General features: G+C 36.8%; 9 protein-coding genes. All 9 read left to right on the top strand.

The genetic code is table 11. The features are described 5' to 3' along the window. Window positions 1-585, top strand: a 585-nt coding sequence (locus ACESM9_RS12185) for a TVP38/TMEM64 family protein (protein ID WP_372998953.1), incomplete at its 5' end; no start/stop codon positions are given. Window positions 586-727: 142 nt separating this feature from the next. Next, on the top strand, window positions 728-1354 hold the full coding sequence (locus ACESM9_RS12180; RefSeq protein ID WP_372998950.1) for a histidine phosphatase family protein: 627 nt from the start codon (window positions 728-730) through the stop codon (window positions 1352-1354). A gap of 71 nt (window positions 1355-1425) precedes the next feature. After that, window positions 1426-1959 (top strand): flavodoxin domain-containing protein, encoded by a 534-nt coding sequence (locus ACESM9_RS12175; RefSeq protein WP_372998947.1) that lies wholly within the window; start codon window positions 1426-1428, stop codon window positions 1957-1959. A gap of 59 nt (window positions 1960-2018) precedes the next feature. Next, a complete protein-coding gene (locus tag ACESM9_RS12170) occupies window positions 2019-2774 on the top strand; it encodes a class I SAM-dependent methyltransferase (protein WP_372998944.1) in 756 nt (251 codons plus the stop codon). Window positions 2775-2843: 69 nt separating this feature from the next. Beyond that, window positions 2844-3476 carry a GyrI-like domain-containing protein gene (locus ACESM9_RS12165; RefSeq protein WP_372998941.1) on the top strand — a complete coding sequence of 211 codons (633 nt, stop codon included), beginning with the start codon at window positions 2844-2846 and terminating at the stop codon, window positions 3474-3476. A 130-nt stretch (window positions 3477-3606) separates the two neighbouring features. Further along, on the top strand, window positions 3607-3789 hold the full coding sequence (locus tag ACESM9_RS12160; protein WP_372998939.1) for a hypothetical protein: 183 nt from the start codon (window positions 3607-3609) through the stop codon (window positions 3787-3789). A 43-nt stretch (window positions 3790-3832) separates the two neighbouring features. After that, entirely contained in the window at window positions 3833-4537 is a 705-nt protein-coding gene (locus ACESM9_RS12155) for a response regulator transcription factor (RefSeq protein WP_372998956.1), read from the top strand. Next, window positions 4534-5940 carry an ATP-binding protein gene (locus tag ACESM9_RS12150; RefSeq protein ID WP_372998936.1) on the top strand — a complete coding sequence of 469 codons (1407 nt, stop codon included), beginning with the start codon at window positions 4534-4536 and terminating at the stop codon, window positions 5938-5940. The genes ACESM9_RS12155 and ACESM9_RS12150 overlap by 4 nt, the downstream gene beginning before the upstream one ends. 425 nt (window positions 5941-6365) lie before the next feature. Next, a partial coding sequence (locus ACESM9_RS12145) for a serine hydrolase domain-containing protein (protein ID WP_372998933.1) occupies window positions 6366-7102 on the top strand: 737 nt, incomplete at its 3' end.

Below are 7102 nucleotides of genomic sequence, written 5' to 3'. Positions count from 1 at the left end.
GGGTTGGTTGGAGGTTATTTATTCGGTCCTCTGTGGGGATTGATATATACAATGATTGGGGCTACCATAGGATTTACCCTGATATTCATACTGACACGCAGGTATGGACGACCTTTTGTTGAATATTTTGTTGATAAAAGAACTATGGATAAATTTGATCATCTTATTGAAGGTAAAGGGAAATTAGTATTTTTCCTGATTTTTCTGCTGCCTGTTTTCCCTGATGATTTAATATCTTTTATTGCTGGGCTTACAACCATCCCAATTCGTTCTCTGGTAATTATTTCAGTGCTGGGACGACTGCCGGGTTATGCCATACTAACCTTTACTGGAAATGGCTTAACATATGAAAACCTGAACCCTGTTATAGTTTCAGTTGCAATGCTCCTAATATTGCTTGCTATAGCATGGTGGAAAAGAAAATGGCTCCACGAATTTGTCGAGCACAATAACAGGATTCTTTTTATCAAAGAGCATTGGAATAAATATTGGCCTACCATACTCATATGGATAGCTGCAATAATAATAGCGGCTATAGCGCTTTATAAGCTTGCCAATCTTATACCTATCTTGCATAAGAGGTAAATATATACAAACATGAGGTTATGCATAACGTTATTTGGTATAATTGTATTAATATTAAGGACAAGCCTGAAAGATTTCACAGGTTATTTCAGTATTTATAGGTAAGGAATATTCAATATTTTTATATTTTAAGGAGGATATCATGACAAGGTTATATATAACAAGGCATGGGCAAACAGAATGGAATTTAGAGGGTAGGCTTCAGGGGAGAATGGATTCCAAGCTTACTTCATTAGGAGAAAGTCAGGCTCAATGGCTTGGGGAGAAGTTGAAGGATGAAAGAATAGATTTGATTATCTCCAGTTCAAGTGGTAGAACTATAGCCACAGCTGAAAATATCAGAGGGAAAAGAGAAATTAAAATAATACCAAATGATAACTTAAGGGAAATATATCTCGGACAATGGGAAGGCATGTTACATACAGAGGTTGAAAAGCAATGGCCAGAAGAGCATAAGAACTTCTGGAATTTTCCCCATCTATATAAACCCATCGGAGGCGAAACATTCTCTCAGGTTATAGCCAGGGTAGGTCATGAAATTGAAAGAATTATAACTCAGTATAAAGATAAAAATGTACTTATTGTAACCCATGCAGTTGCTTTAAAGGGGATTATTTCCTATATTGAAAAGAAAGATTTAAAAGATTTTTGGGGCGGAGCTTTTATGTATCCTACATGCCTGAATATATTAGAAATAAATAAGGATAGCAGAAAGTTTACACTGATGGGGGATACCTCCCATTACAAGGTGGAAGAGGAAGCAATGTAATAGACTCTATATGATGTCTATTAAGAGATATACAAGAATGGGAAATAATTTTGAAAGGGTGCTGTGATTATATGAGAAACACAGTTGTGATTTATCAGTCTAAATACGGATCCACTAAAAAATATGCCCAATGGTTAGCAGAAGAGTTATCCTCTGATTTAATTGAAACAAAAAAAGCTTCAATTGAACAGATTAAAAAATATGATGTTATTATTTTAGGTGGTGGCATATATGCTACAGGTATCGCAGGTATTTCTTTCCTTAAGAAGCATTATGAAAAACTAAAAAACAAGAAGGTTATAGTGTTTGCAGTAGGAGCATCTCCCTATGATGAAAAAGCAATAAGGGCATTGAGAGAGCATAATCTTAAGATGGAGCTTTCAGGTATCCCCCTTTTTTATTGCAGAGGAGCATGGAATGAAGAAATTATGTCATGGAAAGATAAAACCCTTTGCAATTTATTAAAAAAGGCTGTTGCTAAAAAAGATCCAGACACCTATGAACCATGGGAAGCTGCACTAATGCAAGCCGTTGGACAAAGTTGTGATTGGACAGATAAAAAGAATATAAAAGAAATTGTGGAGTATGTGAAAATGAATCTATGATAGTATGCATTTAGCAATTTCGAAAGCTCAAGAAAACTAAAATATAGGGGAGTTACAATATGGGGTTAAAAGAATTTTGGTTGTCAGAAGAAAAGAAAAACTTTCAAGGATGGGATTTTTCCTACATAAATGATAGAACGGCAGAGGAACCTTTGCCCTGGGATTATGATAGGATTGTACGACAATATTTAAAACCAGAGCATATTCTGCTGGATATGGGCACTGGCGGCGGGGAATATATTCTGTCTTTAGGTCATCCTTGTAAAAATACATATGTAACGGAAGCTTATCCTCCAAATGTTGAACTATGCATGAAAAAACTTAAGCCTCTTGGCATTGAAGTGAGACAGGTATTCGACGATGCGCATCTGCCTTTTGATGATAGCATGTTTGATATGATAATAAACAGGCATGAATCTTTTGATGTCAATGAAGTATATAGAGTGCTTAAGCCTAACGGATTATTCATAACTCAGCAGGTAGGCGGCCAAAACAACAAGGAACTTTCAAGGTTTTTGATAGAAGATTTTGAAGAAATAACAAATAGCAATTATGATTTAAAAAATAATTTAAGACTGATTAAAAATGTGGGCTTTACTGTATTAAAATCAGAAGAATATTTTCCATATCTAAGGTTTTATGATATCGGTGCTTTGGTTTACCTTGCAAAAATAATTGAATGGGAGTTTCCCAACTTTTCTGTAGAAAGATGTTATGAAAAGTTGTGCCAATTGCAATCAATAGTTGAGAATCAAGGATTTGTTGAAAGCACAGAGCATAGATTCATTATTGTTGCACATAAGCCTCAAAAGTAACATGACATAAAGATGTCATGTTACTTTTGGTAAGATATGCAATAAGCAAATGAATAGGAGTTGATAAATATGTCCAACAAATTTGATTATAAGAAAGAGTTCAAGGATTTATACATGCCTAAGAGAAAGCCTGTTTTGATTGATGTGCCCACGATGAATTTTATTATGCTTGACGGTAAAGGTGACCCAAATGGCGAAGAGTATGAAAATGCTGTATCAACATTATATGCCCTGGCATACACCATAAAAATGAGCAAAAAGGCTGGGAAGCAGCTTGAAGGTTATTTTGAATATGTGGTTCCCCCATTAGAAGGGCTTTGGTGGTGTGAGGGGGATAGGTTTTATATTGATAAGCGTGAATCTTGGCTCTGGACTTCAATGATAAGGCAACCAGAGTTTGTTACACAGGAAGTATTTAATTGGGCAGTGGATGAATGCAGGAGAAAGAAGCCTGATTTGGATTTAAGCCGTGTAAGATTTGAATCCTTTACAGAAGGTTTGTGCGTTCAGATGATGCATATAGGTCCCTATGCTGATGAGCCTGATTCTGTTAAAATAATGCAGCAGTATATGGAAGAGAACAACTTAAGAGACGTTACCGGATTAGAGCGAAAACATCATGAAATATACTTATCTGATCCGCGAAAAACAGCACCAGAAAAATTAAAGACAGTTTTGCGACATCCGGTAGAACATATTTAATATAACAATAATATGCAACAAATGGGCTAAAGCCTGTATAAGCAATTGAATAGTGGATGAAAAATATCAAAGCATCAGGTTGAATGATCGAATATGAAATAGATATATAAATGTATCAGGTGTCAAGCTCATGATGACGGAGGAAGAGCTATTCATTGCTTTAGGCGTAAAGGGAGAGTTTGTGCCTGGTATGGGAGGTCATGGCAGCTTTTTCACTAAAGGGAATGGCTATGTTCAGTTATTTGGAGGAACTATTATAAGCAGATTGAGGATAGGTATTGAAGACCCTGCTTATAAAGACGTTGTTTTTTAACAAATCATTAATAGTGTAAATATGGGGGTGACGTATGAGTAGAATAAATATTTTAGTTGCAGAGGATGAAAAGGACATAAGAAACCTGTTAAAGCTCCAGCTGGAGCAGGAGGGGTATACTGTATTTGCCGCAAAGGATGGTATAGAAGCCTTAGAAATGATGCAAAAAAACAACATTGCTCTTGCTATTCTCGATGTTATGATGCCGCGACTGGACGGCTTCAATCTGCTGCGGAAGATACGTGAGACAAGCAGGATTCCTGTCATATTTCTTACCGCTCGAGGTGACGATATGGATAAAATTCTTGGGCTTGGTATCGGCGCAGATGACTATTTGGTAAAGCCTTTCAGTATAGCAGAACTGGTTGCAAGGGTGGGAGCTCAGCTCAGAAGAAGCCTTGAGTATTCTTGTGAAAAAAAGCAAACTTCTTCAAAAATAGTTTATGGAAGCTTGTGTCTGGATATTGATGCCTGTTGTGTATATAAGGATAATAAGCATGTAGAACTCAATGCTAAAGAATACCTGCTGTTGAAGCATCTGATGGAGAATCCTGAAAGGGTTTTTACTAAGAAGCAGCTCTACAAAGCTGTATGGGATGAGGATATTTATTATGATGACAATACCATAATGGTTCATATAAGCCATATCAGAAACAAGATAGAAAATGATCCCAAGAACCCGGAATATATCAAAACCATCAGGGGTATAGGATATAAATTCCATAAGCAGGATGAGGTCAGATTATGAATCGAAAGATAGAGAATAGATTGTTAGTAAACTATGTTCTCATGTTTATCATCTCCACTATTATAGCTGTAATTGCATATATGCTGCTAGGAGTTGCCAATGATGTTTTGTCCAAAACCTTGGTGAAAAACAATTACACAGCCCAAAGCCTTATGAAGGATGACTATGAAAGCATTGACACAAAATCAGTCATTGATAATGGCGGCGGTGTTCAGGTAATCAATCGTGATTATGAAGTTGTATTATCAGAAGGGCTTGATACAATAAAAAAGGATAAGCTTTCTGCTGCGGAGTTTACAGAATTTCTAACATTGACTAAGAGTGTGGGAATTCCTTACAGTTATAGTATTGAATACAATCCAATGAAGCAGTTTTGGCTGATAGTGACATTTCCTACTTCTATTAGAATTGATTTTAAAGTAGTACATAATAAAGATTACCCATCAGTTGATACCCAGAAGGTAGTGAGTTTTATTGCTGCTGTTGCTCTTTCTTACTTGATGTTGCTTGCAATAAGCACTGTAATATACTCAAAGATAACATCCATAAGCATAGTAAACCCCCTTAAGAAGCTTTGCAGTAGTGCACGGCGCTTAAAGGAAGGGGACTATTCTTCACGGGTTAATCTAAACTTGAAGAATGAGTTCGGAGAATTGGAACAAATATTTAATGAAATGGCACAACAGATCGAACAGGAGATATCACGAAGGCGACAATCGGAAGAAAACCGCAAAAGGCTTATACTGGATATATCTCATGATTTGAAAAATCCCCTGGCGAGTATTATGGGTTACGCAGAACTCTGTCATAACAAAAGTGATTTGACAAAAGAAGAACTGCTGATGTATACAAGAGTGATATATGAAAACAGCCAGAGGGTAAACAGTATGATCACTGATTTGTTCGAACTGTCTAAAATGGATAGTCCGGGATATAAGCTTGAAAAAACCAGAGTGGATATCGCTGAATATATGAGAGAGGCAATTGGATCATTCATATCAATATTTGATAGTTCTGGTTTTGCATATGATTTTTACATACCGGAAAAAGAGATATATGTTGATATTGACATAAAACTGATGGATAGAGTGCTGCAAAATCTTGTAGTAAACACCGTGCAATACAACCCAAGAGGGACAAAGGTAATAATCAGTTTGTCTGAAAAAGATGGTAAGGTTCATATTACATTTAAGGATGATGGTATTGGTATACCATCAGAAATTGCAAATAATATATTCCAACCTTTTGTAAGAGAAGATAGGGCAAGGAATTCACAAACAGGGGGAACAGGATTGGGCTTGGCAATTGTTGAGAAAATTATCGCAGCACATGGTGGAAATATAAGTCTAAAAACAGATACAGGACATGGATGCGAGTTCATTATAAGCCTGCCAAAAATTTAAGATAGATTTAAGATTAGAAACAGCCTTATTTAAGCATACCTTGTTATATTAATGACAAGGTATGCTTAAATAAGGCTGTTTTATTTCTGTTAAGGAAAGTATACTTTCCTTAACAGTGGGGGATGCAAGGGGGAACTCCCCCTGCCGGCAAAGGAGGGTGCTCAGGATGCACAGCATCCGTCGAAGGGAACCATAGGGTTCCCTAGCGAAAAAAAGTTGCGAAGCAACCTTTTTTATAATGCTTAGGAAAGTATAAATTTCCTTAACATATACTTTCCGTTAAAAGCATTTCAAGAAAGGCTTCCTTGATTGTTATAACATGCTTTCAAAGAAAGCCTTTCTTATTTTGTATAAAAGCATTGGAGGTATTGATAGAATGAAACAACAAAGAGGAATGTGGAAAAAAGTAAAAGGGGAGATTGTAAATGGGAAAATTGATTAGTTTAGTTGTAGCATTAATTTTGCTTGTGGCATCACCGTTTTCAGCAGTTGCTGCTGTAGAAGAAACCAATGTTTCAAAATACATTGATAGAACATTGACTGAGATGGTAGATCAAAAACAGTTTAAAGGAGCAGTTGTATCTGTTGTAAGCGATGGAGTAGTTGATTTTTGTAAAGGGTATGGGTTTGCAGATGAAGAAAACAAAGTTGCAGCCAGTGAAGACAGTACGGCCTTTAGAATAGGATCCATTTCAAAAACCTTTGTAGCCATTGCAGCACAGCAGCTGGTCCAGGAAGGGAAGCTGGATATGAATGCTTCTGTTTTGGAATATCTTGAAGATGATTTTCCAAAGCTCACCTATGATATCACCATGAAGAACTTGCTGACTCATACAGCAGGTTTTGAGGATATGCTTACCGGCATCGCGATTTATGATATGGATAAAGCAGAGCCTCTGGCATTGAGCATCAGGAAATACATGCCTGCTCAGGTATTTGAACCGGGGGAAGTAATTTCATACAGCAACTACGGTATAGCCCTCGCTGCCTATGTGATAGAGTGCATAACAGGACAGGATTTCTATCTGTATGCTGATGCTAACATATTTAAACCCCTGGGCATGACCAATACATCCTTTGAATTGGACTATGCAGGTGTTGCAGTGTCCAAGGCTTATTCAAGAAACGGGGATGAGGCATCCGAACCGCTAATCAATCTCTA

The organism is Lutispora sp., from assembly GCF_041687175.1.
GTDB lineage: Bacteria > Bacillota > Clostridia > Lutisporales > Lutisporaceae > Lutispora.
Note: the sequence above shows the minus strand (reverse complement) of the source record. Positions and strands in the feature narration are given on the sequence as shown.